At 64.7% G+C, this 25,828-nt stretch carries 27 protein-coding genes and 1 tRNA gene; 14 read left to right on the plus strand and 14 right to left on the minus strand.

All coding sequences use genetic code 11. The features are described 5' to 3' along the window. Window positions 1–48 precede the first annotated feature (48 nt). Both AB7290_RS03440 and AB7290_RS03445 read right to left on the minus strand, forming a co-directional pair. Complete coding sequence (locus AB7290_RS03440) at window positions 49–342, minus strand: GYD domain-containing protein (protein WP_085399163.1); 294 nt, start codon at window positions 340–342, stop codon at window positions 49–51. Window positions 343–465: 123 nt separating this feature from the next. Then, window positions 466–819 carry a VOC family protein gene (locus tag AB7290_RS03445; protein ID WP_063980666.1) on the minus strand — a complete coding sequence of 118 codons (354 nt, stop codon included), beginning with the start codon at window positions 817–819 and terminating at the stop codon, window positions 466–468. Between the two features lie 142 nt (window positions 820–961). Between AB7290_RS03445 and AB7290_RS03450 the strand changes: the two genes are divergently transcribed. Next, window positions 962–1,038 (plus strand) — tRNA-Arg (locus tag AB7290_RS03450). Between the two features lie 231 nt (window positions 1,039–1,269). On the opposite strand, the gene AB7290_RS03455 is transcribed toward AB7290_RS03450, so the two are convergent. Next, window positions 1,270–1,440, minus strand: coding sequence for a BA14K family protein (locus AB7290_RS03455; RefSeq protein ID WP_245343971.1), 171 nt, complete (start codon window positions 1,438–1,440; stop codon window positions 1,270–1,272). A gap of 72 nt (window positions 1,441–1,512) precedes the next feature. Here AB7290_RS03455 and AB7290_RS03460 point away from each other — a divergent pair, with 72 nt between their 5' ends. Then, entirely contained in the window at window positions 1,513–1,938 is a 426-nt protein-coding gene (locus tag AB7290_RS03460; RefSeq protein ID WP_354078384.1) for a hypothetical protein, read from the plus strand. Window positions 1,939–2,116: 178 nt separating this feature from the next. Then, window positions 2,117–3,256: an amidohydrolase/deacetylase family metallohydrolase gene (locus tag AB7290_RS03465; RefSeq protein ID WP_085398820.1), complete on the plus strand. Its 1,140-nt coding sequence runs from the start codon at window positions 2,117–2,119 to the stop codon at window positions 3,254–3,256. 36 nt (window positions 3,257–3,292) lie between these two features. On the opposite strand, the gene AB7290_RS03470 is transcribed toward AB7290_RS03465, so the two are convergent. Together AB7290_RS03470 and AB7290_RS03475 are read right to left on the minus strand one after the other, a co-directional pair. Continuing rightward, a complete protein-coding gene (locus AB7290_RS03470; protein ID WP_085398819.1) occupies window positions 3,293–4,903 on the minus strand; it encodes an ABC transporter substrate-binding protein in 1,611 nt (536 codons plus the stop codon). 198 nt (window positions 4,904–5,101) lie between these two features. Next, entirely contained in the window at window positions 5,102–5,827 is a 726-nt protein-coding gene (locus AB7290_RS03475; protein WP_085398818.1) for an alpha/beta fold hydrolase, read from the minus strand. 158 nt (window positions 5,828–5,985) lie between these two features. Here AB7290_RS03475 and AB7290_RS03480 point away from each other — a divergent pair, with 158 nt between their 5' ends. Next, window positions 5,986–6,966 (plus strand): helix-turn-helix domain-containing protein, encoded by a 981-nt coding sequence (locus tag AB7290_RS03480; protein WP_085398817.1) that lies wholly within the window; start codon window positions 5,986–5,988, stop codon window positions 6,964–6,966. 6 nt (window positions 6,967–6,972) lie between these two features. On the opposite strand, the gene AB7290_RS03485 is transcribed toward AB7290_RS03480, so the two are convergent. Beyond that, complete coding sequence (locus AB7290_RS03485) at window positions 6,973–8,118, minus strand: acyl-CoA dehydrogenase family protein (protein ID WP_085398816.1); 1,146 nt, start codon at window positions 8,116–8,118, stop codon at window positions 6,973–6,975. Between the two features lie 126 nt (window positions 8,119–8,244). Here AB7290_RS03485 and AB7290_RS03490 point away from each other — a divergent pair, with 126 nt between their 5' ends. Next, window positions 8,245–8,922: an alpha/beta hydrolase family protein gene (locus AB7290_RS03490; RefSeq protein ID WP_441253354.1), complete on the plus strand. Its 678-nt coding sequence runs from the start codon at window positions 8,245–8,247 to the stop codon at window positions 8,920–8,922. A 3-nt stretch (window positions 8,923–8,925) separates the two neighbouring features. On the opposite strand, the gene AB7290_RS03495 is transcribed toward AB7290_RS03490, so the two are convergent. Next, window positions 8,926–9,900 carry a ketopantoate reductase family protein gene (locus AB7290_RS03495; protein ID WP_085398822.1) on the minus strand — a complete coding sequence of 325 codons (975 nt, stop codon included), beginning with the start codon at window positions 9,898–9,900 and terminating at the stop codon, window positions 8,926–8,928. Between the two features lie 159 nt (window positions 9,901–10,059). Here AB7290_RS03495 and AB7290_RS03500 point away from each other — a divergent pair, with 159 nt between their 5' ends. Beyond that, window positions 10,060–10,857, plus strand: coding sequence for an enoyl-CoA hydratase-related protein (locus AB7290_RS03500; protein WP_085398815.1), 798 nt, complete (start codon window positions 10,060–10,062; stop codon window positions 10,855–10,857). A 17-nt stretch (window positions 10,858–10,874) separates the two neighbouring features. Here AB7290_RS03500 and AB7290_RS03505 read toward each other — a convergent pair whose 3' ends face one another. Next, window positions 10,875–11,429 (minus strand): NADAR family protein, encoded by a 555-nt coding sequence (locus tag AB7290_RS03505; RefSeq protein WP_085398814.1) that lies wholly within the window; start codon window positions 11,427–11,429, stop codon window positions 10,875–10,877. 40 nt (window positions 11,430–11,469) lie between these two features. Beyond that, window positions 11,470–11,718, minus strand: coding sequence for a hypothetical protein (locus tag AB7290_RS03510; protein ID WP_244623293.1), 249 nt, complete (start codon window positions 11,716–11,718; stop codon window positions 11,470–11,472). 199 nt (window positions 11,719–11,917) lie between these two features. Between AB7290_RS03510 and AB7290_RS03515 the strand changes: the two genes are divergently transcribed. Together AB7290_RS03515 and AB7290_RS03520 are read left to right on the plus strand one after the other, a co-directional pair. Then, window positions 11,918–12,907: a TRAP transporter substrate-binding protein gene (locus AB7290_RS03515; protein ID WP_085398813.1), complete on the plus strand. Its 990-nt coding sequence runs from the start codon at window positions 11,918–11,920 to the stop codon at window positions 12,905–12,907. Between the two features lie 17 nt (window positions 12,908–12,924). After that, window positions 12,925–14,961: a methyl-accepting chemotaxis protein gene (locus tag AB7290_RS03520; RefSeq protein WP_071916963.1), complete on the plus strand. Its 2,037-nt coding sequence runs from the start codon at window positions 12,925–12,927 to the stop codon at window positions 14,959–14,961. A gap of 43 nt (window positions 14,962–15,004) precedes the next feature. Here the strand turns inward: AB7290_RS03520 and AB7290_RS03525 are convergent, their stop codons facing one another. Beyond that, a complete protein-coding gene (locus AB7290_RS03525; protein WP_085398812.1) occupies window positions 15,005–15,889 on the minus strand; it encodes a LysR family transcriptional regulator in 885 nt (294 codons plus the stop codon). Window positions 15,890–15,999: 110 nt separating this feature from the next. On the opposite strand from AB7290_RS03525, the gene AB7290_RS03530 reads away from it, so the two are divergent. From AB7290_RS03530 to AB7290_RS03545, 4 genes are read left to right on the plus strand one after another with little or no spacing between them, the layout of a single operon-like run. Continuing rightward, window positions 16,000–17,367: an FAD-dependent oxidoreductase gene (locus AB7290_RS03530; protein ID WP_085398811.1), complete on the plus strand. Its 1,368-nt coding sequence runs from the start codon at window positions 16,000–16,002 to the stop codon at window positions 17,365–17,367. A gap of 45 nt (window positions 17,368–17,412) precedes the next feature. Beyond that, a complete protein-coding gene (locus AB7290_RS03535; RefSeq protein WP_085398810.1) occupies window positions 17,413–18,417 on the plus strand; it encodes an ABC transporter substrate-binding protein in 1,005 nt (334 codons plus the stop codon). A 16-nt stretch (window positions 18,418–18,433) separates the two neighbouring features. After that, window positions 18,434–19,204 carry an ABC transporter ATP-binding protein gene (locus AB7290_RS03540; RefSeq protein ID WP_441253355.1) on the plus strand — a complete coding sequence of 257 codons (771 nt, stop codon included), beginning with the start codon at window positions 18,434–18,436 and terminating at the stop codon, window positions 19,202–19,204. Beyond that, the gene (locus tag AB7290_RS03545; protein WP_085398808.1) at window positions 19,197–20,015 is read left to right on the plus strand and encodes an ABC transporter permease; all 819 of its coding nucleotides are present in this window, start codon (window positions 19,197–19,199) and stop codon (window positions 20,013–20,015) included. The genes AB7290_RS03540 and AB7290_RS03545 overlap by 8 nt, the downstream gene beginning before the upstream one ends. Window positions 20,016–20,131: 116 nt before the next feature. Here the strand turns inward: AB7290_RS03545 and gtdA are convergent, their stop codons facing one another. Further along, entirely contained in the window at window positions 20,132–21,172 is a 1,041-nt protein-coding gene (gene gtdA, locus AB7290_RS03550) for a gentisate 1,2-dioxygenase (protein ID WP_085398807.1), read from the minus strand. Window positions 21,173–21,315: 143 nt separating this feature from the next. On the opposite strand from gtdA, the gene maiA reads away from it, so the two are divergent. Next, a complete protein-coding gene (gene maiA, locus AB7290_RS03555) occupies window positions 21,316–21,948 on the plus strand; it encodes a maleylacetoacetate isomerase (RefSeq protein WP_085398806.1) in 633 nt (210 codons plus the stop codon). Then, window positions 21,938–22,450: a MarR family winged helix-turn-helix transcriptional regulator gene (locus AB7290_RS03560; RefSeq protein WP_085398805.1), complete on the plus strand. Its 513-nt coding sequence runs from the start codon at window positions 21,938–21,940 to the stop codon at window positions 22,448–22,450. The genes maiA and AB7290_RS03560 overlap by 11 nt, the downstream gene beginning before the upstream one ends. A gap of 164 nt (window positions 22,451–22,614) precedes the next feature. Here the strand turns inward: AB7290_RS03560 and AB7290_RS03565 are convergent, their stop codons facing one another. From AB7290_RS03565 to AB7290_RS03575, 3 genes are all read right to left on the minus strand, one after another. Continuing rightward, complete coding sequence (locus AB7290_RS03565) at window positions 22,615–24,228, minus strand: benzoate-CoA ligase family protein (protein ID WP_085398804.1); 1,614 nt, start codon at window positions 24,226–24,228, stop codon at window positions 22,615–22,617. Next, window positions 24,225–25,364, minus strand: a complete 1,140-nt coding sequence (locus AB7290_RS03570; protein WP_085398803.1) for an FAD-dependent monooxygenase — start codon at window positions 25,362–25,364, stop codon at window positions 24,225–24,227. The genes AB7290_RS03565 and AB7290_RS03570 overlap by 4 nt, the downstream gene beginning before the upstream one ends. Before the next feature lie 188 nt (window positions 25,365–25,552). Beyond that, window positions 25,553–25,768, minus strand: coding sequence for a hypothetical protein (locus tag AB7290_RS03575; protein WP_028148322.1), 216 nt, complete (start codon window positions 25,766–25,768; stop codon window positions 25,553–25,555). Window positions 25,769–25,828 lie beyond the last annotated feature (60 nt).

A 25,828-nucleotide genomic window follows, 5' to 3' on the forward strand; every position in this document is an offset into this window, starting at 1 on the left:
TCCCGGGATTGCCATCCCGGGTCCAGTTCGTTCGCGCGGGCTTGAGCGTCAGAGCATCTTGCCGACGATCTTTGTCATATCTGCCGCCGAAAACGCGCGCAGCGTTTCGGTGCGGACGTTGCCGAGTGCGCTGAGACTAAGGCTCAGCGACATCGCGGCAGCCTCATCTGGAGCCTCGAGAACGGTTACAATGTCATATCGTCCCTGCGTCCAGACGATCTCTTTCACGGTCACGCCGAACGTTTTGGCCATCTCCTTGAAGGCGTCGGCCCGCTTCGGCGAGTCCTTGACGTTGCGGACTCCCTGATCAGTGAAGTTCGCCAGCACGACATAGGTTACCATGGTCGTCCTCCCTGGTTAGAACCCAGATACAATTCTCGCTTGAGGCAACCGCGCCGAGCTTGCCACGGCGACTGAGACAGCGCTACTGCGCGTTGGGAACGTCAGCGGATGTGACTTATTCGGTCAGGACAACGGCCGCGCGAAACTGAGCTCATGGCCGTCGGGGTCGGTGAGATGGAAGTAGCGCTCACCCCATTCTGCATCGCGCGGCGTGGTCGACGGCTGCCATCCGGCGGCGCGTGCGCGCTCGTAGGTCCCGTCGACATCGGCGACGTAGAAGATGATGCGGCCCCACCAGGACCAGCGCTTGTCGTCCGGCTGCGCCGTCAGGTTGAGATAGCCGGTGCCGGCGCGAAAGCTGGTGAATGCAGCGGCTTCGCCGCCATACAGGAGCTCAAACCCCAGCGAACGGTAGAAGTGCACGGCGCGCCCCATGTCATGCGTGCCGAGCGTGATGGCGCTGATGCTTTCGATCATGTGATCTGCTCCGCCGAGAGGGGCCTGGAAGCGATTGTATAGCCGCCCTGTTCAGGTTGACGATGGTCCGGCCCGCCTGACGGCTGGCGAACCGCATTTTGCTCTGCTATGACGGGATCGAACCCGTACCAGCGGGTTCCGCGGTCCCGTAGCTCAGCCGGATAGAGCGGCGGTTTCCTAAACCGTAGGTCGCATGTTCGAGTCATGCCGGGATCGCCAGCTTTTCGGTCACTTAGCTTGATGCCGCCAGGGGCGGAGCGTGGTGGTTTCGTAACGCCACGCATCATGAGCTGATTGATCAGCAGCCTCCTAAAGACATTCGTCACAACCATATTGCTCTGGGGAGACTGGCAACAGCAACGCGCCGGCAATTCGGGCCGTGCGTCGTCAGCGATCTCAGGGACTCCCGAAGTGCCGGCGAGCACGGCTCGAAGATGTCACCACATCGAGCTATGGGCAGGGGTGTCGCTTGCCATCGTACCCGAGATACGTTCCCGAAGCCGGGTCGTACGAGCGATATTTTTGTTCGCAATAGGATGAGCCATCAGCGGAGTCGTCATAATCGCCGTAGAAGCCGTCGTCGTAGCCGCCATAGTAAGGCCAGCCCGAATAGGCGCCCAATGCGTAGGCGCCGCCAAGGCCAAGACCCCCGCCGTAAGCCCATGCGTGGCGGTAGCGATGCCGGAACCCGGCATGATGGAATTGACCGCCATGGAAGCCGCCGGCGGCCCGGAAGTGACCAACTCCGCCGTGGAAGCCTCCGCCGCCTCCGAAGTGCCCACCACCGTGAAATCCGCCGCCGCCTCCGAAATGTCCGCCACCGCCCCCATGTCCACCGCCCCCATGTCCGCCGCCGCGCGCAGAGGCAGCCGCTCCCGGCGCCAAGGTTGCGCAAAGAGCGATCACGCCAAGCAATTTCAGTCGTTCCATCTTTTTTCTCCAGCTACATGGTGTCGGCCACGTCTCAACCTTTGCCGGACACTCATTGGCCCGAGACCTGCCGACGCCTCCATGTTTGCCGGATGCGCGCTCGCCGTCTTTTCAATAGGCCGCGGATGTTTCAGCTTCGCACGTGAAGCCGGAATCCGAGCGAACGGGCCGCTGATATTGTTGACCTGAGAGCGGTTTCGTAAAACATGGGTTGAAAGTTCGAGCCGTCCCGGGATCGCCATTTTGTCATGGGCAATCGTCGCAGTTTGCCACGCTCGTCGGCGCAAAATTTGCTAGAAGCGAAAGACGTCCTTCCTGGCCTTGCCGACGTGCGGGCCACGCCTCGCTACCCCATCCGGAGACAACAATGCCTTTCGACTTGATCCTGGGCGGCGGCCGTGTGGTCGACCCGTCCCAGAAGCTCGATGCCGTGACGGACATCGCCTTTGCCGGCGGCAAGGTCGCCGCCGTCGGGACCGGGCTCAAGGCCGATCCGGGCACCGATGTGCGCGACGTCTCGCAGTTCATCGTGACGCCAGGGCTGATCGATCTGCACACCCATGTCTATTGGGGCGGCACCTCGCTCGGCATCGACGCCGAGGAATTCTGCCGCCTCTCCGGCGTCACCACGGCGGTCGACACCGGCAGCGCCGGTCCGGGCAATTTCGCGGGCTTCCGCAAGCATGTGATCGAGCCGAGCCAGGTCCGCATCCTCGCCTATCTGCACGTCTCGCATGCCGGCATCTTCGGCTTCTCGCACCGGATCATGGTCGGCGAGAGCGAGGAACTGCGGCTGATGAATCCGATCGAGGCGGCCAAGGTGGCCGATGCCAACCGCGACCTCATCGTCGGCATCAAAGTGCGCGTGGGGCTGCACTCCTCGGGCACGTCGGGGATCGTGCCGCTCGACATCGCGCTCGAGGTCGCGAACGAGGTCGGCATGCCGCTGATGGCGCATATCGACCATCCGCCGCCGAGCTACGAGGAGGTGCTGGGCCGCCTGCGTCCGGGCGACGTGCTGACCCATGCGTTCCGCCCCTTCCCCAACACGCCGGCGACCGCGCAAGGCACAGTGAAGAGGGCGGTGCTGGACGCGCGCGAGCGCGGCGTGCTGTTCGATATCGGCCACGGCAAGGGCTCGTTCGCCTTCAAGACCGCGCGCGCGATGCTCGCCAACGGCTTCTATCCCGACACGATCTCTTCCGACATCCATCAGCTCTGCATCGACGGCCCGGCCTTCGACCAGGTCACGACCATGTCGAAATTCCTGTGCATGGGCATGGAGCTGTCGGACGTCGTCGCCGCCTCGACGGTGAACGCGGCCATGGCGCTGCGGCGTCCCGAGCTCGGCAGCCTCAAGCCCGGTAGCGTCGGCGACGCCACGCTTGTTACGGTCAGGCAGGGCCAGTTCGACTATGAGGACGTCGTCGGCGAGCACCTGATCGGCGATCGCAAGATCGTCTCCGAGGGCGTCGTGATCGGCGGCCGCTGGTGGCATCCGAATTAGGGCTTTGCCTCTTCCCGTGAGAACGGGGAGAGGAAGCTACTCGTTCTTGTCTACATTCCAGAACATCGGCGTCGCCGGGCCGTCGATCACGCCGGTGAGCGATTTGCGCCAGGCGCTCGGCGCCTGGAACTGGCCGAGCGGGACGTAGATCACCTGGTCGTAGGCTTCCTTCTGCACCTCAAGCGCGATCTTCTTGCGCTCCTCGGGCGAGGTCGCGCGGGCAAAGGAATCGCGCAACTCCTCGAGCTTGGGGTCCTCGGACCAGCCGTACCAGCCGCCACTCGTGCCCTTGCCGACCATCGGGACGTTGACCAGCGGGTTCAAGGAGTCGGCGGCGCCCTGGTAGGTAAAGAACATGTTCCAGCCACCTTCCTTCGGCGGCTTCTGGATTGCCCGGCGGGTGACCACGGTCTGCCAGTCCATCGCCTGCAGATCGACCTTGAAGCCGGCGTCGCGCAACAGCTGTGCGACCACGACCGGCTGCGCCTTCAGCAGGATCTGATCGGTCGGCGCCAGGATCACCACGGGCGTGCCGTCATAACCGGCCTCGGCCAACGCCTTCCTGGCGTCCGCCATGCCGTTGCCCTTGATCAGGGTCTCGCCGCCGGCGTCGCTGGCGAGCGGCGTGTCGCAGATGAAGAACGCGCCGCACAGCTTGTAGTATTTGGGATTGCCAATTTGCGCGTCGAGCACGTCCTTCTGGTTGATCGCCAGCATCGCGGCGCGGCGGATCTTCACATTGTCGAATGGCGGATGCAGGAAGTTCATCCGGCCGAACGACTGGAAGCCGAACTTGTTCAGGATGGATACGTTGATGTCCGGATTGGACTCGAGCGCGGGCAGCATGTCGAACGGCGGCGTCTCGACGAAATCGACATCGCCTGACTGCAGCGCGTTGAGCGCGGTCTGCGCGTCCGGCATCGTGATCCACTCGACCCGGTCGACCTTGGCCACCTTGCCGCCCGAGGTCCATTCGGCCGGCTCCTTGCGCGGCACATAGTCGGTGTTCTTTTCGTAGACGGCCTTTACGCCGGGCTGGAATTCGGCCGCGACGAATTTGAACGGGCCGGAGCCGATCTGCTCGGGAATCTGCTTGGTGATCGGGGTCTCCGCAAGCCGCTTGGGCATCATGAAGGCGCAGACCGACGATGGCTTGGCGATCGTCTCCAGCACCAGGCCATAGGGCTCCTTCAGCTTGAAGACGATTGTTTTGGTGTCCGCGGCTTCGATACCGGCCGTGAAGTCCATCAGCTTGCGCGCCATGCCGTCGACGCTCGTACCCCAGCGCTTCAGCGAGGCCACGCAATCCTCCGCCGTCACCGGTGCGCCGTCATGCCATTTCAGGCCGTCGCGCAAGGTGAAAGTGTAGGTCAGCTTGTCCGCGGACACCGTCCAGTCGGCCATCTGCGGCTGCACCTTGAAGCTGGAATCGATGCCGAGCAGCGTATCGTAGACCATGTAGCCATGGTCGCGGGTGATGATGGCTGTCGTGAAGCCAGGGTCGGTGACGCGAAGGTCCGATTGCATCACCGCGCTCAGGGTCTTCTTTCCGGTCGCGGCAGATACAACCGACGTCCAGGCCAGAGGAAGTGCCGATGGCGCAACAGCCGCAAGCTGAAGCAGTTTCCGTCGCGAGACGTGAACCATTCGCTTCTCCTGACTTGACGCAAAACGAAACCAGATGGCGGTTGCCGAACACGGGCAGCGTATGGCCGGGAGCCACACGTGACAAGCAGGGGTTGCTTCTACCGATCTGGATTCGTCAGCGGACAAGCAAGGGCTGTGCCGCCGAAGCCGGCGGTAGGAGCAATCGTCGAAAGTCGTCGCGCTCTTGACGGACGCAGCTCAGTCGCGCCCCGCCTCCATGATCGCCTTGGCCAGCCGCGCCGGATCGGAGAAGCACAGCTCGTGGCTTCCCGGCACCTGCACCAGACGGAACAGGCCGAGCTTCTCCGAGAGCCGCGGATGCCAGGGATGGCTGTGCGGCATCGCGACGTCCTCGGTGCAGTTGATGTAGGACTTTGCCAACGGCATCTCCGCCGGATTGGTCTTGAGCGCGATCTTGTCGGTGAAAGTCGCGAACGGATGCGGGTTGAGCACGTCATAGGCGCGCTGCGCGGTCTCGAGATCAGCATCGTTGATGAAGGCTTCGCGCCAGATCGGGAAGGGCAACACCACAGAGCTGTCGCCGCGTTCGGCCGCGATGGCATCGAACAGCCCGATAAAGTGCGGCGGCACCATGTCGTTGAGGCATTCGCCGTTGTTGGGCACGAAGGCATTCCAATACACCAGGCGGCGAATGCGCTCGGGCGCGAGGTCCGCGACGCCGGTGATGATCATGCCGCCATAGGAATGGCCGAGCAGGACGATGTCCTTCAGATCGTTTTCGGCGAGATAGTCGGCGATCGACTGGATCGCGTCCTTCAGCCCGGTCGTCTTGGCATCGCCGGGGCGATTGCCCTTGATTGTCGGCGTATAGACCTTGTGGCCGGCGGCGCGGATCGGGGCCGCGACGGGTTCGAACTCGGCACCGGTGTGCCAGGCGCCATGGACGAGAACGTAGGTCGACATGTTGTAGCTGCTCCCGAGGGTGTGGTTAGATCGGCATGACGTGGGTCCTTTGCGGCGCTCGCGAGGCGCGGCGGACAATTCTTGTTGTGCGAAGTGTGAACCGGCCGGCCATTTTCCGCTTGGCTGGCGCTGAACCGGATTGGTCTCGGAGCGAACTGATGGAGCAGGTCACCCCCGTAAGCCGGCCGCGGCACGTCATCTGGAACACCGCAGTGACCCGGCCGGACGAGCAGTTTTCCTATTACCGCGAGGCGATCTGCCAGGCATTCATGAACCTGACGCCGGAATCGGCGACGACGTCACGCTTCATTGCCAAGGTGGAGACGATCGGGCTCGGCGCCGGCGCAATCAACCGGGTGATGTTTCCCGAGCATACCGTCAATCGCTCGCGTGCCGATATCGCGGCATCGCGCGAGAGCTGCTTCTATCTCAACTTCAAGCTCGCCGGGCGCTGCCGCATGCTCCAGGGCGACAGCGAGGTCAGCCTGTCGCGCGGCCAGGTCGGCATCGTCGACAGCGACCGCGTGGTGACGCTGCTGCACGATCGCGGTCCGACGCTGGAGGTCGCTTCGTTCTGGGTGCCGTCGCGCGCCTTACGCGACCGGCTGCCGCCGTCGTTCGATTTCAGGGCCGAGCGCGTCTCCGACGATCCCCATGTCGGTCACCTCATCGTCGAGACCGCACGATCGCTGAATGCCGGCGCATTGCGGATGGCGGAAGAGGACAGCATTCGGCTGTTCGACGTGCTGCTCGATCTCGTTGCGCTCAGCCTGTCGCGCCGCTCGCGGGCGCAGACGGCGGAAGCCGCAAGCTTTGCAGACGCGACCGTGCTGGCGCTGCGCCGCGCCATTCACGAGCGGCTGCGCGAGCCGGGACTGACGGTCGCGGCGGTCGCCGGCTCCGTCGGTATCAGCGAGCGCTATGTCCACAAGCTGTTCGAACGCTCCGGCACGACATTTTCGGACTACGTGATCGATCGTCGCCTCGTGGGCGCGGCGGCCGACCTGAAGGATCCGGCATCGGGCGGCCGCGCGATCGGCGCCATCGCGTTCGACTGGGGCTTCTCGGATCTCTCCCACTTCGCGCGGCGCTTCAAGCAGCGCTTCGGCTGCCGCCCACGCGATTGGCGTGCGCGATGAACAGAGCTACAGCGACCTCGCGATCAGCAGCTTCATGATCTCGTTGGTGCCGCCATAGATCTTCTGGATGCGGGAATCGATGAAGATGCGGGAGATCGGGTATTCCTGCATGTAGCCGTAGCCGCCGAACAGCTGGAGGCATTCGTCGGCGGTCTGGACCTGCTTGTCCGAGCACCAGTATTTCGCCATCGACGCCGTGACGGTGTCGAGATCCCCGGCGACGAGCCGCTCGATGCACCAGTCGACGAAGACGCGCGCAATCATCGCTTCGGTCTTGCGCTCGGCGAGCGTGAAGGCGGTGTTCTGGAAGTCCATCAGCGGCTTGCCGAACGCCTTCCGCTCCTTGGTGTACTCGGTGGTGAGCTTGACCGCGCGCTCCATCGAGGCGACCGCGCCAACCGCAAGCGCGAGGCGCTCCTGCGGCAATTGCTGCATCAGCTGGACAAAGCCCTGGCCTTCCTCCTTGCCGAGCAGGTTTTCCGGCGGCACCGTGACGTTGTCGAAGAACAGTTCTGACGTGTCGGAGGCATGCAGGCCGATCTTGTCGAGGTTGCGCCCGCGCTTGTAGCCGTCCGCGCCTGATGTCTCGACCACGATCAGCGAAATGCCCTTGGCACCCACATCGCCGGTGCGCGCGACCACGACGACGAGATCGGCAGCCTGGCCGTTGGTAATAAAAGTCTTCTGGCCGTTGATGACGTAGGAATTGCCCTGCTTCTTCGCGGTGGTCTTGACGGCCTGCAGGTCCGAGCCGGTGCCGGGCTCGGTCATAGCGATGGCACCGACCATCTCGCCGGAAGCCATCTTCGGCAGCCAGCGCTTCCTCTGCTCCTCCGAGCCATAATTGAGGATGTAGTGCGCGACGATGGCACTGTGCACGGAGACGCCGGTGGTGAGCTCCGGCACCGTGCTTTCGAGGTCGTCGAGCACGGCGGCGTCATAGGCGAAGGTGGCGCCGAGGCCGCCATATTCCTCCGGCACGCTCGCCAGCAGCGCGCCCATCTCGCCGAGCCCACGCCAGGCGAAGCGGTCGACCATCTTCTGCTCGCGCCATTTCTCGGCATGTGGCGCCAGATCCTTGGCCAGATATTTCCGGAACTGGTCGCGGAAGATTTCGAGCTCTTCGGTCATCCAGGAGGAGCGGTAGGACATGGTCACCTCGGTCAATGCGGCTTTCCGGCCTTGGTAGGCTGGTCGGCGGCGGCAATTATTGTGTTTTCAGGCTGCGCCGGCGACGCTACCAAGGCGGCCGGAAACGCGTCTGCAGGATGGCTGATTGTGGCGACCAAAACTCAAGAGCTCAAGCTCGACATCGAGCGCATCGGCACGGTCTCGGCGATCCTGAAGCAGCCGGATAATGCGCGCGCCTGCTACGTCCTCGCGCACGGCGCCGGCGCAGGGATGCGGCATGCATCGATGGACAAGATTGCGGAGGGGCTCGCCGATCGTGGCATCGCAACGTTCCGCTTCGATTTTCCCTACATGGAAAACAAGCAGGGCCGTCCTGACCAGCCGGCGGTCGCCCACGCCACCATCCGCGCGGCAGTCGCGGACGCCGCGCGGCTCTGCCCCGGTCTGAAGCTCGTTGCCGGCGGAAAGTCGTTTGGCGGGCGCATGACCTCGCAGGCGCAGTCCAAGGCGCCGCTGCCTGACGTCAAAGGGCTCGCCTTCCTCGGCTTTCCCCTGCACGCCGACAAAAAGCCGTCCACGGAGCGCGCCGAGCACCTGGCCCATGTCGAGATCCCGATGCTGTTCCTGCAAGGCACGCGTGATGGGCTTGCCGATCTCGGCCTCCTCAAGCCCGTGATCGATGCACTCGGCCCGAAGGCGACGCTACACGAGATCGCTGGCGGCGATCATTCCTTCGCGGTGCTGAAGAAGTCCGGCCGAACCAATGACGAGGCGCTTGCGGAGGTGCTCGACACGCTCGCGGCCTGGATCGATGAGCTCGCTTAAGGCTCAAGCGGAATAAAGCCCCTTGTCGCGCGCCTTCTGAATCGCGAGCGCGGCGATCAGGTCGAGCGTCGGCGTCGACAGGCCGGCGGTGCGGGCGAAGGCGGCGGGCGCCTTCACCAGCACGTCGATCTCCATGGCGCGGCCGAGCTCGTAGTCCTGGAGCAGCGACGGCTTGTGGTTGGGGGCGGGGCCGCTGCGCGTCACGCGCTTGACCTCGGGGATGAAGTGCTGCGCGATGTCGTTGGCCTCGTTCAGCATGCGCGGAATGACCTCGGCAAAGGCCGGGTCGTCGCGCACGCCGCGCGCGGTCTGGCCGGTGAGCAGGCACAGCACCGACAGTGACATGTTGGTCAGGAGCTTTGACCAGATCGCCTCGCGGATCTCCGCCACCGGCGGCGATTCCAGCCGTGCCTCGTTGAGGACGCCGCGAAGCCTGGTGATGCGCTCGCAATTGCGGTCGTCGCATTCGCCGATCAGCAGGCGGTTGCGGTCCGGTGTCAGGTTCTGCACCACGCCGGGCGCGGTCACCTCGTTGGAGGAGAAGACGACGCCGCCGACGATCCGCTCTTTCGGGATGCAAGCGCGCAAGCGCCCGCCGGGGTCGAGGAAGGAAATGTCGGGCGGCGTCGGATGCCGCGGCGGCAGGCCGATGCCGTACCACCAGGGAATACCGTTCTGCGCAAAGACGATCGCGGTGTCGTCCTGGAGCAGCGGTTTTATGCTGGCGACCAGCCCCGTCAGCGCGGTCGCTTTGAGTGTGCTGATCACGACGTCCTGGGGGCCGAGCTGGGCCGCATCGCCGGAGGCGTTCACCTTGGCGGTGACCTCGGAATCGCCGACGCGCAGCTTCAGGCCATTGGCGCGGACCGCCTCCAGATGGGCGCCGCGCATCACGCACGAGACCTCATGGCCGGCGCGGGCCAGCCTGACCGCAATATGGCTGCCGACGGCGCCCGCGCCGAAAATGCAGATGCGCATGGTGTGATGTCCCGTCCCTGATCCCTTGATGTCGCCCGGCAGCAGCATGACACAACCCGCCATGCGATGGACGCGGCTGCCCTACGCTGGAAAGATATGGATCGGGATGAGTTGCCTCAGCCATAGTGGGCGGCAAACAAGATGACCGGAGGATCGCCGATGACTGCCAACCCCGTCCTGTGGACCCTCGATGAGCGTGGGGTTGCGACCGTCACGTTGAACCGGCCTGAAGTGAACAATGCCTATGACGGCGCATTGATCGCAGGCGTGCTCGCCGCCATGGACGATCTCGGCAGGAAGTCCAACCTTCGCGTCGTCGTGCTCCGGGGCAATGGCAAGCATTTCCAGGCCGGCGCCGACCTCAAATGGATCAACGGCGTGCGGCCGCAATCGCCTGAGGCGAACGAGGCGGCGTCGCGGGCGACCTTCGAGGCCGTACAGCGGCTCAATACCTTGCCAATCCCGACCGTCGCGCTGGTACAGGGCGGCTGTTTTGGCGGCGGCACCGGTGTGATCGCCGCTTGCGACATCGTGATCGCGGCGGACAATGCGCTGTTCTCGATCACGGAGGTGCGCTGGGGCCTGACCGCCGCGATCATCATCCCGCAGCTTTGCGATACCATTAGTGTACGGCAAGTCCGCCGCTACGCGCTGACCGGCGAACGTTTCGGCGCCGAAGACGCCCGCCGCATCGGCCTCGTCCACGAGGTCGTCCCGCTCGCCGACCTCGAAGCCGCCGGCGCCAAGGTGGTCGAGCAGCTCCTTGCCAACGGACCGGAGGCGATGGCCGAGACCAAGCGGCTCGCGCTGGAGAGCTCGTTCGGCGGGATGGCGGTGGACGATGCCGCGTACAAGCGGCTGGTGCACCTGCATTCAGTCAAGCGTCAGAGCGCGGAGGCGGCGGAAGGGCTGGCGTCGTTCGCGGAGAAGCGGGCGGCGAATTGGGGTAGCGGCTAGGGGAAAGGGGGGCTCGCCTACCGTTTTGATCTCAGCAAGTGGCGAACTTTCATGAGCGCAAAACCCAGCAGATTCAGTCCGCGCCATTTGTGAGGCTCTCTTGCCCGCTTGTCGTCGGCAGCAAGACCGATGCCCCAAATCCTGTCGACAGGGCTGGCCTCCACAAGCACCGCATTGCCCGTCACCAGCAGCCAGTCTTCAAGCTCGGCGTTTTGGCCGAACTTCGCAAAATTGCCGCGTACCGCCGTCTCGAAGCGATGTGCAATCCAATGCTCTTCATCAAAGCCGCGCACGGTCCGGCCAAGGCTCTTCGCCTCAGAGGGGCTGGACGAAGACAGAATGGCGGCGAGAGTCTCTTGATCCCCGAACAGCTCGGCCTTCCGGACCATCATGTAGTGTTCGGCGGTCGCGTATGTCCGAGCGTCAACGGAGAACGTTGCCGGCCACCACTGGCTGAGCACGTGCTTATCGATCCTTTGATCCTTCGGGGTATGCCCCCAAAACAGCAGAAATTCGGGAGCCCACCCGGAGTCGATTGCGCTCTTCAGGGCCCCAACGTCCTCAATTTGCATCGACGTTCTCTTCCGTCAGTTCGGTCACAAGTCGCACCGTTCAGCAGCCGCGGCAGATGTTGTTGATACTGCGATAGACGGCATCGTCGTCCTGCCGCATCTGGCGCACCGATTCGAGCGTCTTGCTTTCCGCGCCGGGCTCCGGCTTGCGCTTCGCGGCCAGCGCGGCTTCCTGACGTTGGTAACACGCTTCGCGCTCCGGCTTGGCCTGGATGAACCGGCATTGCGCGACCTCGGCGCGGGCCGGGGCCGTACCGGCCATAATGCCGATCGCGATGACGGCAGCCACGCATATTCTTGATCCCATCGTCATTCGCTCGAACCACACATTATCCCACAGCAACCCGATACCATCTGCATCGGACCTCCGTCCCAATTCTCGTCGGCGGCGGTTCGAAGCGAATCTCCGTAATTCCGCGGGGCCTTCCTTAAGGGTTCAATCATTCCCCGCCATTAGGGTTACGACAATTGTCACGCCATGGTGTCGAATGCACAGACAAGTTTTGGGACTTTGGAAAGCCGGATCGATCGTCGCCGCGGCGGCGGGGCTGCTGGTTCTGCAACCGGCTGCCGCTTCACCGCGATTGATCTCTCTGGCATTCAATTCCCAGCTGGGGAGCCCGCAGCAAATCGGAGCCGATGAGTTTCGCCAGAAGCTGGTGGCATCGGCCGGCAAGCGCATCGTGATCGACGAGCGCGCCACCAACGCGCTCGGCAGCGAGAATGCCATCCTGGCGGCGACCCGGGCCGGCTCGGTCGATATGGCGGTGCTGTCGGGGTCTGTGGTCAGTTCGGTCGTCCCCGAACTTGGCGTGTTCGACATTCCCTTCCTGTTCCGCGACACAGCCCACGCGAAGGCCGTGGCGCAAGGTCCGGCCGGCGCGGCGATCGCCACTAAATTCGCTGACAAGGGGCTGACGCTGCTGGCAATCGGCCGACAGGGATTTCGCAACGTCACGAATTCCAAACGGCCGGTTCGCACGCCCGAGGATATCAAAGGTCTCAAGATTCGCGTCATTCCGAACGAGATCTACCAGATGACGTTCAAGGCGCTCGGCGCCGAAGTGGTCCCGATGGAATTTCCGCTGGTCTATACCGCGCTGAAGGACGGCCGGCTCGATGGGCAGGAAAATCCGGTGCCGACCATCGCCGGCTCCCGGCTCTACGAAGTCCAGAAATACCTCACGCTGACCGGTCACTTCTTCGCGCCGATCGCGTTCGTCGCCAACCGTGCCATGTTCGAACAGCTTCCGCCGGCCGACCAGGCCATGCTGATCGCGCTGGCGAAGGAGGGAGCGGAGGCGACCTGGCAGGCGAAGCTCGATGCCGCGTCGCTCGAGCAAGTGCGTAGCGGCGGCATGGACGTCATCGAGACATTCGATCGCCAGCCCTTCGTCGACGCGGTCAAGCCGCTCGATCAGGAATTCGAGAAGCGGTTTGGCAAGGATCTGCTCGCCGCCATCCGCTCCACCCGTTGAAGAATTTCGGATTTGCCATGAAATTATCGCACATGATGTCCCGCGTCGGCGTTCGTCCGCGCGTGTTTGGCGGCTTCGCGCTGGTTCTCAGCTTTCTGGTCCTGCTCGCGGGCTTCGCCATGGTCCAGGTCGAGCGGATCGGCGGAACGGTCAATGAGCTCGTGACCAGCGCTGCCGGCGACGCCGGCATGTCACAGGCGCGGGCCGCGCTTCTGGAGGCGAACTCGGCGGTCGAGAAATTCATCCGAACCTGGAATGTCGGCGACAAGGATGCCGCGGCCAAGGCGATCGACGGCGTCGGCAAACTGGCCGATCAGGTCGACCGGCAGTTCGGCAAGCTGCAAGCGATCGCGGAAGGCATCGGCCCGGTCAAGACCGCGCTGGAAACCTATCGCTCGTCGTTCACCGCGGCAGCGGAGGCGGCGGATCGGCTGCGCGCCGCGACCACGAAAACCGACGCCCAGGGTGCAGCCGCCGGCCTCAATGTCAGCGGCATTCAGGTTGCGCTCGCCAACCGGTCCGAAGACGCGGAACGGCTGGTCAACCCGATGCGTCTGGCCGGCGTCGTTGACGCACTGCGGATCACCGTGATGCGCTATGGCTCCACTTTGTCGACGGGCGATGCCGACGACGCCAAGCAGGCCTTGTCCTACGCCCAGCTGGCGATCGCGGACACCGAGGCTGAGCTGGCGGGGGCGAACGACGCCAAACTGAAGGCGCTGGTCGCCGCGCTCAAGACCGCGATCACTGCCGACGCGGCCGCGCTGGACGAGGTCATCAAGGTGGCCGCCGATCTGCGCGCCAGGCAGGCCGAATTGAAGAAAGCCAGTGCGGCAATCGACGACCACGTCAACAAGATCAACGCGAAGCTCGGCACCGTGCGCGCCGAGCAGGGCGACAAGACCGCGGCAGCGGTCGATCAGACCAAGCAGACCGTCATCGCGACCGCGGCCGGCGCGCTGCTGCTGGGAGCGGTGCTGGCGTGGTTGATCGGCGCCAGCGTGTCCGGTCCGATTCGCAGCATGACCGACCGGATGCAATCGCTGGCGGCGGGCGAGCTCGATGAGCCGATCCCGGGCGGCGACTCGCGCGACGAAATCGGCCGCATGGCGCGCGCCGTCGAGGTGTTCCGCGAAAACGCGCTAGCGGTTCGCCGCATGGAAGGTGAGGCGACGGCACAGCGCGAAGCCAGCGAGGCTGACCGCGCCCGCATGATGTCGGATCTTGCCGGCCGCTTCGAGCAGGGCATGCAGGGAGTCATTTCCGGTGTCGGCGGCCGTGCCGACGACATGGGGCGCAGCGCCGAGGAGTTGGCAAAGGTCGCCGAACGCGGACGCGGGCTCGCCGAAGCGGTCGCGACCCGCGCCGAGCAGGCATCGATGAATGTGCAGACCGTCGCCTCCGCCACCCAGCAACTCGCGGCCTCGATCCGTGAAATCTCGAGCCAGGTGCACCGCTCCGTCGCGGTCTCGAACAGGGCGACCGACGAGACCAACCGCACCTCCGAATTGATGCATGGGCTGTCGGATGCGGCTGAGAAGATCGGCACCATCATTCAGCTGATTCAGGCCATCGCCAGCCAGACCAATTTGCTGGCGCTGAACGCGACCATCGAAGCGGCGCGCGCCGGCGATGCCGGCCGGGGCTTCGCGATCGTCGCCAGCGAGGTCAAGAGTCTCGCCACCCAGACGGCGCAGGCGACCGAGCAGATCGCCAGCCAGATCGCGACGATTCAGAGTGCGACTGGCCAATCGGTTCAGGCGATCAGGCAGTTCGGCTCCACCGTCAAGGAAATGGCCGACATCGCCACGGCGATTGCCGCGGCCGTCGAAGAGCAGGGCGCGGCCACGGGCGAAATCGCGCGCAACGTCGAGGAGGCGGCCAACGGTACCACGGCGGTGACGCAGGAAATCGGTCAGGTGCGCGCCGTGGCGGGCGAGACCGACGCCGGCGCCGAAGCCGCCCTCACGGTCGCAGCCGCCCTGAAGCAGCAGGCGGATTCGATGAGGTCGAACGTCGACGATTTCCTCCACACCATCCGCTCGGCTGCCTGAACCCGGAGAAGCCGGCGACGCCATGGGGGCGCACGAGGCGGCCTTACAGCACCGGTAGCAGCGCGCTCTTCAATTCGCGCAAGAGAGCTTGCACCGCGGCGGCGTTGCGCCGCCGCTCGGGGATCGCGGCCTTGACCCACAGCTCGGGAATTGGAAAGTCGCGCAGCACCGGCTTGAGCGTACCCTCGCGCAGGGCATCCGCCACGAGATAATGGGAGATTAGCGCGATGCCGTTACCGGCGATCGCGCTGCGCGCCAGCACATGGCCCTCGTTGGAGGAGAGCAGCGGGCTGACCTGAATGCTGATGCGCCCGCGCGGGCCGTCGAAGATCCACTCCGGTCCCGTCGGCAGGAAGCTGAGGCAGCGATGGTCGACGAGGTCGCGCGGGTGCTTTGGCGCGCCGTGCTTCTTCAAATAGGCCGGTGAGGCGCAGAGCAGCCGCTTCAGCGGACACAGCGGCTCGTCGACCACGCCGCCGAAGGAATGAGGGAAGGCGCCGATGGCGATGTCAAAGCCTTCGGTGACGGGATCGACCGGACGGTCGATCAGCACGATCTCGAGTTTCAATCGGGGGTTCTGCGTCTGGAAGGCGCTGAAGGCGTCGGCAAGGCGCGCCACGGTGAGCGAGGTCGGCGCCTTGATGCGGAGGTGATCGACGAGATCGTGTCCCTTCTCGCCCATGCGCGAGAGCAGGTCGGTGGCATCGGCGACGACACTGCGGGCGCGATGCACATAGCGCTGGCCGGCCTCCGTCAGGCGCAATTGCCGGGTCGAGCGATGGAACAGCGGCGCGCCGATCCGCGCCTCCAGTTGCGTGACGCGCTTGGCCACGACCGAGGTCGAGACATTGAGCTTGCGCGCGGCGGCAGAGAATCCGGCCGTATCCGCGGTGGCGAGGAAGGCCTGAAGGTTCACCAGGATGTCCATGTCGACCTTTCTCGATTCGAGAAAGCTGATCGCGTATTTTGGTGGATTGTAGCTTGCCCTGCGTTAATTCATAGTCGGCTTCAAGCAAGAGATTTTGGGAGCGGACGCGCATGCGGGCCATGATGATCGAAGAACCGGCACGCCAGGTGCCGCTCTACGGCGAATATGAAGTCGTCGTTCTCGGCGGCGGCCCGGCCGGCATCGTGGCGGCGGCGTCAGCGGCGCGCGCGGGACGAAAGACGCTGCTGATCGAGCGCTACGGCTTCCTTGGCGGCATGGGCACGGCTGCCGGCGTCACCAATTTCTGCGGCCTGCATGGCAATGTCTACGGCGAGGCCCACCGGCTGGTGCAGGGCATGGCGTCCGAACTGCTGGCGCGGATCGATCATTTGAACGGCCTCAACGCGCCGCATCTGATCCTCGGCAAGGTCTTCGCCCAGGCCTATGACACCGCGGCCTACAAGATCGCGGCCGACGAGCTGCTCGCCAGCCACAAGGTGCACATCCTCTTCCATGCGCTCGGTGCCGGCGTCGTGATGGGCGATAACAGCCGCATCGATGCGCTGATGGTCGAGACCAAGGCCGGACGGCAGGCGGTTCGCGCCGAGATCTTCATCGATTGCTCCGGCGACGGCGACCTCGCGGTCTGGGCCGGGGCGCCGTTCGAGCTCGGCGACGAGCACGGCCATCCGATGTACCCCTCGATGATGCTCCGCCTCAACGGCATCGATCCCGAGAAGGCTGGCGATGCCTGGCGGACCATCCCGGAATTGATGGAGAAGGCGATCGCCGCCGGCACCCACACATTCCCGCGCAAGAGCGCAATCGTGCGGCCGCAGAAATCAGGGATCGAATGGCGGGTGAATTTCACGCAAGTGGCGCGCGAGGACGGCCATGCCATCAACGGCATCGAGCCCGACGACCTCACCCGCGGCGAGATCGAGGGCCGCAAGCAGGCGCTGGCTGCATTCGAGTTCCTGCGCAGCACCGTGCCGGGTTTTGAAAAGTCCTACATCGTCGATTTGCCGCCGCAGCTCGGCATCCGCGAGACCCGTCGCATCAAGGGCGGCTACCAGCTCAGCGGCGAGGACGTGCTCGGCTGTGCCTCGTTCGCGGATTCGATCGGCGTCAATGGCTGGCCGATCGAGGCCCATGTTCCCGGCGACGTGGTCTTCACGTTCCCGCCAATCCCGGAATCGCGCGGCTACAACGAGCTGCCTTACCGGATGCTGGTGCCCGAGGGCGTCGACAATCTCCTCGTCGCCGGCCGCTGCGCCTCGATGACCCATGAGGGCCAGTCGGCGGCGCGGGTTTCCGGTGCCTGTTTCGTGATGGGGGAGGCCGCCGGTTCCGCCGCGGCGCTCGCGCTCTCAGGAAACCGCATCCCGCGCGACATCCCCATTGAAAAATTGCAGGAAACGTTGAAACAACAGGGCGCCTTCATCGGGCGGGACCAGCCCGTGCCTGAAGGTTTGTGACGGTTGTAACAGAACGACCGAGAGAACGACGACGGAGGACACGGGATGATCGGGATTGCGCGGCTCGCACTGGCTGGCCTGATGGCGATCACAGCGATGGGCACGGCCCGGGCCGAAGACGCGCTGAAGGCCAGGATCGGCGTGCTCCGCCTGTCGTCGTCCGCGCCCGTCTTCATTGCGCAGGACAAGGGCTATTTCCGCGAGGCCGGTCTCGACGTCGAGCTGAAGTTCTTCGATGCGGCGCAGCCGATCGCGGTCGCGACGACCTCGGGCGACATCGATTTCGGCGTCACCGCCTTCACCGCCGGTCTCTACAATCTCGCCGGCAAGGGCACGCTGAAAGTGATCGGCGGCATGAGCCGCGAGAAGGCCGGTTATCCCCTGATCGGCTATTTCGCCAGCAACAACGCCTATGCCGCCGGGCTGAAGACGCCGAAGGACCTCGCGGGCAAGCGCGTGGCCGTGACGCAGGTTGGCTCGTCCTTTCACTATTCGCTGGGGCTGCTCGCCGACAAATACGGTTTCAAGCTCGCCGACGTGAAGATCGTGCCGCTGCAATCGCTGTCGAACGCGGCCGCCGCACTGAAGGGCGAAACCGTGGATGCGGCGCTGCTGCCGATCTCCACCGCGCGAAAGCTGATGGACGAGGGCGGCGCGAAGTTTTTGGGATGGGTCGGCGACGAGACGCCGTGGCAGCTCGGCGCAGTGTTCGCTTCGCCGAAGACGCTGACCAACAAGGTGCTGGTGACAAAATTTCTCGGCGTACTCGCGAAAGCCGACCGCGAATATCACGACGTCATCCTCGCCGCCATGAAGGACGGCGTCGCGCCCATCAACGACAAGACGAAACCGCTGCTGGAGATCATCGCGAAGTACACCAACTTGCCGGTCGAGCAGGTGGTCGGCAATTGCGCCTATATCGATCCCGACGGCAAGCTGGACGTCAAGAACGTCGACAACCAGATCAAATGGCTCCAGGAGCAGGGCTTTGCCGACAAGGGCTTTGATGTGAACGCGATCATCGCCAAGGATTTTGTGAAGGCGGATTGAGAGTAGAACGCAGCTTATGGACCTGATCTCTAACCACATCAGCCATCGCTTCGGCGACCTCGCCGTGCTCGACGACGTTTCCTTCACCGTCGGTGCCGGCGAAGTGGTGGCGATCGTCGGGCCTTCGGGATGTGGCAAAAGCACGCTGCTGTCGATTCTCGGCGGGCTGTTGCAGCCGACCTCGGGCGCGCCGGAGCTGCGCGGGACTCCGCCGGCGGACAGCCTCAATCCGCTGACCTTCGTATTCCAGGATTTCGCGCTGCTGCCCTGGGCGACGGTGGAGGAGAATGTCGAATTCCCGCTGCTGCATACCCAGCTCTCGGCCGTGCAGCGCCGCGCGCTGGTCGACGACGCCTTGCGCCGCACCGGCTTGACCGATTTTCGCACAACCTATCCGAAGCAGCTTTCCGGCGGCATGCGCCAGCGCGTCGGCATTTCGCGCGCGCTCGCGGTCAAGCCCGCCATCCTGCTGATGGACGAGCCGCTCTCGGCGCTGGATTCGCAAACCCGCGAATTGCTGATGGAAGACTTCGTCCGCCTGCTCGCCGATGGCGGCATGGGTGCGGTCTATGTCACCCACAATCTCGAGGAAGCCGCACGGCTCGCTGACCGCATCGTGGTGCTGTCGCGGCGGCCCGGCCGTATTCGCGAAGTCGTGACCGTACCGATGACGCGCACCGAGCGCGGCGAGATCGCTGCGCGTGAAAAGCTGGCGCTTCAGAACCAGATCTGGTCGCTGATCCGCAACGAGGCGATCGACGCCGAGCGCGAGGTCCAGCATGCTTGATCGCGCGGGGACGTCTGCGAAGGACGACACGACGCGGCGCGTCCGTTTTCGCGGCGCCGGCTTCGTGCCCGCCAGCAGCCGCTTCGGCGGCTGGATCGCGCTCGCCCTCGTCATCGCGATCTGGCAGGCGGCCGGCAGCGCTGGGCTTGTCAATCCGCTGTTCCTGCCGGCGCCGGCTGCGATCGCACGGGCGATCTACGAGCTCGCGATGTCAGGCGCGCTCTGGCAGCATCTGTCGGCCTCGATCCTGCGCATCGGCGTCGGCTGGGTGCTGGGAACGGCGGCCGGCGTCGCGGTCGGCTTCGCCATCGGCCTGTCGCGGCTTGCACGCAGCGTCGGCATCACCTTCATCTCGGCGCTGTTCCCGATCCCGAAGATCGCACTGCTGCCATTGCTCATTCTCTGGCTCGGCATCGGCGAAGAGCCGAAGATCGCGACGATTGCGCTCGGCGTGTTCTTCTCGACCGCGATCTCGGTCTATAGCGGCGTCGATGCGGTGCCGCGCAACCTCATCCGCATGGCGCAGAGTTTCAACGTTCCCTTCGCCACCATCGTGCGCAAGGTGATCTGGCCCGGCGCGCTGCCCGCCATCCTCGCCGGCTTCCGCATCACGGCGTCCGTCGCGCTGCTGCTCGTCGTCAGTGCCGAGATGATCGGCGCCCAGTACGGCATCGGCGCCTTCGTGCTTCAGGCCGGCAATCTGATGCAGACGGACCAGCTGCTCGCGGGCGTGGTGATCCTGTCGGTGTTCGGGCTTGTGGTGGGGAAGGTGATCGGCTGGCTGGAGATCAAATTATTGCACTGGCGGTGAGGCATACTCTCGTCATTGCGAGGAGCGGAGCGACGAAGCAATCCAGACTGTCTCCGCAGAAAGATTCTGGATTGCTTCGCTTCGCTCGCAATGACGATGCTGGCTGGCGGCGTCGCCTACGCGTTCCCGCGATCCTCGCGGAACAGATCCAGCTTCTGCTGCACCGGGCGATCCGAGAAGCTGAACAGCACGGCGTCGTCTTCGGCTTCGTGCGTCACCCACTGCCAGCTCGGCACCACGAACAGATCGCGCGGGCCCCATTCGAAAACGGCATCGCCAATACGGCTGCGTCCCTTGCCCTCGATCGGACAGAACACGGTCGCATCGGTCGCGCGATAGCGTGCCGTCTTGAAACCCTTCGGCAGCAACTGGATGAAGGTGCCGATGGTCGGCATTGCGAAATCGCCGGTCTCGGGGTTGCTGAATTTCAGCTTCAATCCGTGGCAGCCGTCCCACTCCTGGCTCGCGCGTGCTTTCTCCAGCGCCTCGCGGGTGTAGGCATAGGGATAGCTGAAGATCGGTGAGGTCTTGGACGATCGCTTCGCGTCGACCGGCAGCAAATTGTGGCCGTAGCGCGCAAAGCTGTCGCCGGCAGGCCTTGTGATCCTCTGCTGGTCTTCCTTGGAGCCTTCCGCAAAGGAGCAGTCGAAGAACTGCACCAGCGGGATGTCGAGGCCGTCGAGCCAGAACATCGGCTTATCGGTTTCGTTGGAATGGTCGTGCCAGGTCATCGACGGCGTGATGATGAAATCGCCGGGCTCCATCGCGGTGCGCTCGCCGTCGACCGCTGTGTGGGCGCCCTTGCCTTCGAGCACGAAGCGCAGCGCCGACTGGCTGTGGCGGTGTGCGGGCGCGACGTCGCCGGGCACCACCATCTGCACGCCGGCATAGAGCGAGGTCGTGATTTTCGACTGGCCACGCAGGCCGGGGTTCTCCAGCACCAGCACGCGCCGTTCGGCTTCCTTGGCCGTGATCAGTCGGCCTGCTTCCGTCATGTAGTCGCGGATGACGTCGAATTTCCACAGATGCGGGCGGCAGGCGCTCCTCGGCTCCGGCGTGATCAAATCGCCCATCACCGTCCACAGCGCGGTGAGGTTTTCGCCGTCGATCTTCTTGTAGAAGGCCTCGCGTTCCGGCGTCTTGGTCACGGCTTCCATGGTGCGGCTCCCGTTCGTTTTGTTGATTGACAGTATACTGACGATCTAGGTAGCGTCAACGTAATGGACGACATACAAGGTCGTCATTCCGGGCTCTCGCTTCGCGAGCCCCGGAATGACGAAAAATAAAAGGGAGGGTTCCGATGAAGCTGCACGGCTATTTCCGCTCCAGCGCCGCCTATCGGGTGCGGATCGCGCTGAACCTCAAGGGCCTCGGCGCCGAGCACCTGCCGCATCATCTTCGCAAGGGCGAGCAATGTGCGCCCGCCTATCTCGCCATCAATCCGCAAGGGCTGGTGCCGACGCTGGAGAACGATGCGGGAGCGGTACTGACCCAATCGGTCGCCATCATCGAATGGCTCGACGAGACGCATCCCAATCCGCCGCTGCTGCCGAAGGATCCGCTGCGGCGCGCCAAGGTGAGGGCGTTCGCGCTGGCGATCGCTTGCGACACCCACCCGGTGCAGAATTTGAAGGTGCTGGCGCGGCTGCGCGAGCTCGGCCTTGCCGAGGAGAAGGTCCAGGACTGGGCGGCGTGGGTCAACCGCGAGGGGCTGTCGGCCTGCGAGACGCTGATCAGGGACGAGGCGGGGCCGTTCTGCTTCGGCGATGTGGCGACGCTCGCCGATCTCTGCCTGGTGCCGCAGCTCGCCAATGCCCGCCGCTTCGGCGTCGATGTGTCGGCCTATCCGCGGCTGCTGAAGGCGGAGGCTGCGGCAAAGGCGCTGCCGGCCTTCGCAAATGCCGCGCCGGAGAAGCAGCCCGATGCCGAGTAAGCCCGCCGCTCCGATCACGATCGACGCGGTCTATGCCGCGCCGGGCTATCTGTTCCGGCGCATGCAGCAGATCGCAGTCTCGATCTTCATGGAGGAGTGCAAGGCGTTCGATCTCACCCCGGTGCAATATGCGGCGCTGATCGCGATCCACACCCATCCCGGCATCGACGCGACACGGCTGTCGGCGGTGATCGCTTTCGACCGCTCCACGCTCGGCAGCGTGATCGAGCGGCTGCAGGCCAAGGATTTTGTCGAGCGCAAGCCGGCACCCGAAGACAAGCGGATCAAGCTGCTCTATCTGACGAAATCAGGCGCCGCGATCCTGCGCGAGATCATCCCCGCCGTCGAGCGCGCCCAGGCGCGCATGCTGGAGCCGCTGAAACCCGCCGACCGCAAGGCGCTGATGGGGCTTTTGGTGCAGCTCGTCGACCTCAACAACGAGGCCTCGCGCGTGCCGCTGCGCGCGGAGGACGCGCTGGAGCATATGGGGAAGGCGGGGTGAGCGGGATGGTCGGCGGATGCGGTGACGCTGTCGCCTTTATCTCCGCTGTCATTCCCCGCGAAAGCGGGGAATCCAGTACGCCGCGGCTTCTCGGTTCAATCACAACCGCCTCTGGAATACTGGATCGCCCGCCTTCGCGGGCGATGACAGCGAGTTTGGGACTGCTACATCCTCAACAACGCCTGCCGGTCAATCTTCCCCGTCCCCGTCTTCGGCAGCTCGTCGATAAAAATCACCTCGCGTGGATATTTGTAAGGAAGCAGCTTGCCCTTGACGTAATCCTGTAGCCGCCGCGTCGCCTCATTCTGATCGGTCGCGCGGTTGTTCATCACCACCACGGCCTTCAGCGTCATGCGCCGGTCCGGCAGCTCGGCGGCGAACACGGCGCATTCGCGGATGTCGGGGTGGTCGGCGAGGCACAGCTCGACTTCGAGCGGGTAGACCCACTGGCCGGAGATCTTGATGAGGTCGTCGGCACGGCCGCGGAAGAAGTGGAAGCCGTCGGCATCGCGCACGAAACGGTCGCCGGTGTAGATCCAGCCGCCCTCGCGGATGGTCTCGGCGGATTTGTCCGGTCGGTTCCAGTACAGCGGCGTGTTGGAATCGCCGCGCACCCACAAGATGCCTTCCTCGTCGTCGGCGACGTCGCGGCCGTCCTTGTCGCGCAGTGCGACCTCGTAGCCTGGCACGCGCAGGCCGGCAGCGCCGAGCTTCTTCTGCTCGGGCCGGTTGGAGAGATAGATGTGCAGCACTTCGGTCGAGCCGAGGCCTTCGACGATTTCGAGGCCGGTGAGCGTCTTCCAGCCGTTGAAGACGTCCGCGGACAAGACCTCGGCCGCCGAAAGCGACATGCGCAGCGACGAGAAGTTGGTCTTGTCTGCCCCCTCCGCCTTTGTCAGTGAGGTGTACAGCGTCGGCAGGCCGAAGAAGACCGTCGGCTTGTATTGCTCGATCGCGGCAAAGATCGATGCAGGCTTCGGTTGGCCCGGCAGCAGCAGCGTCGTGGCACCCGCGGAGAACGGGAAGGTGACGGAGTTGCCGAAACCGTAGGCGAAGAAGATCTTCGGCACCGAGAAGCAGATGTCGCCGGGCGTCAGCTTCAGCACGTTCTGCGCAAAGGCGGCATCGCTGTAGGCCATGTCGTGCTGGAGATGCACGATGCCCTTGGGCCGGCCGGTCGAGCCGGAGGAGTACATCCAGAACGCCATCTCGTCGCGATGGGTGTCCGCTTCCGCGAGCTCGGCCGGGAACTGCGCGAGCCAGCTGGGCGCCGCGATCGCCGCAGGCGCGGCGTGGCTGCGCGCTTCGCCGTTGACGACGATCAGCGTGCGCAGGCAGGTCGCCGCGCAGGCCCCCGCATCGAAGCGTGTCGCGAATTCGGCATCCGCCACGGCGACCGCCGCGCCAGAATCGGCGAGATAGAATTGCAGCAGGTCCGGCGGCGTCAGCGTGTTGATCAGGAGCGGCACGAAGCCGGCGCGCACCGCGCCGAAGAATGCGGCCGGATAGGCCGGGGTATCGTCGAGGAACAGCAGCACGCGGTCGCCGCGCTTCAGGCCGAGCGACGCGAAACCGTTGCCCCAGCGGCAAGCTTCCGCGCAGAGCTCGGCATAGCTGCGCGTCCCCGCTGACCCGATCAGCGCGGGCTTGTCGCCGCGGCCCTTGGCGAGCTGGTCGAACAGCACGCGGCTGGCATTGTAGGTTTGCGGAATGGCAAAGCCGATTTCACGGGCGCCCGGGCTGTCGGCGGGCACCTGATCGCGGATCTCGCTGCTCATGCGGCATCTCCGCCGTTCTTCTCGGCCTCGTAGCGCGTCATGAAGGCGGGCGACATCGTGCGCAGCCGGGGGTCGTCGATGCGGCCGGAGCGGGTGATGTAGCTGTAGGCGAAGTCCATCAGGCCGAGCTGCATGTGCTGGGCGAAGTGCTCGTACCAGAACGCGGAGGTGCGCGCGGCATTGACGAGCTTCTGCACCACCGGCTTTCGCGCGGCCTGATAACGGTGCAGCGCGGTCGACAGATGCGCATCCGATTCCAGCGCCTTGACCAGCGCAATGGCGTCCTCGATCGCGAGCCGCGTCCCCGAGCCGATGGAGAAATGCGCCGAGTGCAGGGCGTCGCCGAGCAGCACCATGTTCTTGAACGACCAGTGCTCGTTCCAGACCCAGGGAAAGTTGCGCCAGACCGACTTGTTGGAGACCAGGCAGTGGCCGCCCAGCGTGTCGGCAAAGACCTCCTCGCAGACGCCCTTGCACTGCTCGGCATCCTTGTAGGCGAAGCCATAGGCCTGCCATGTCGCGTGGTCGCATTCGACCAGGAAGGTGCTCATGGTCGGGGAGTAGCGATAGTGATGGGCATTGAAGGCGCCGCGGTCCGTCTTCACGAAGGTCTGCGACAGGGTGTCGAAGCGTTTCGAGGTCCCGTACCAGACGAACTTGTTGGAGGAGTAGGACAGCGACGTGCCGAAATCGCCCTCATAGGCGCGCCGCACCAGCGAATTCAGCCCGTCGGCCGCGACGATCAGGTCGTGGCCGTTGAGCTGGTCGATGGCGTGGATCTGCGTGTCGAAGCGCGGCGTGACGCCGGCGTCGAGCGCGCGCTGCTGGAGGAACTGCAGGAGCTCCAGCCTGCCGATCGAGGAGAAGCCGACGCCGTCGATGGCGACGCTGTCGCCGTGAAGGTTCAGCGTGATGTTCTCCCAGCTCTCCATATGCGGCGCGATCGCATCGACCGTTTCGGGGTCGTCGGCGCGCAGGAATTCCAGGGCCTGATCGGAGAACACGACGCCAAAGCCCCAGGTCGCGTCGGCCGGGTTCTGTTCGAACAGGTCGACTTGATCCTCGGGGTGACGCTTTTTCCAGAGATAGGCGAAGTAGAGCCCACCGGGCCCCCCGCCAATCACGGCGATCCGCAACGTCTGCCTCCCTAATTGACAGTATACTTACTATCTAGGGGTACACTAATGTGCTCCGGCCGTCCGCGCCAGCGGAATTATCGAAGGCGGGGCGCGTCGAAGCTTACTCCCGGACACGCGCCAGGCGCGTGTCCGGGGCAGTGACGTTGCGAACCATAGCCAAACCGCGCGAGCTTGGCCATCCGGGGTCAGACGCAGCGCTTCACGTAGACGCCGTTCACCAGCACCCTGGTACAGCGGACCGCGGGAACCGGCTTGCGCACCACGACGGCCGCATTCGGCCCGGCACAGCCGGCGCGGTAGACGCCGCGGGCGCACACCACCGCGTTGGCATCGGTAGACTCAAAGGTCATGCTCGCGCCGAAGGCGAGGAGCGCGGCAGCAATAAGCAGAAATGAACGCATGTCTTTCTCCGGTCTTGTCGTGATCGAAATCGGTTACTTGCAAAGGGTTTGTCGCGGCAG

This window comes from Bradyrhizobium sp. 613_E4_N2_2 (genome assembly GCF_052075995.1).
Lineage (GTDB): Bacteria > Pseudomonadota > Alphaproteobacteria > Rhizobiales > Xanthobacteraceae > Bradyrhizobium > Bradyrhizobium barranii.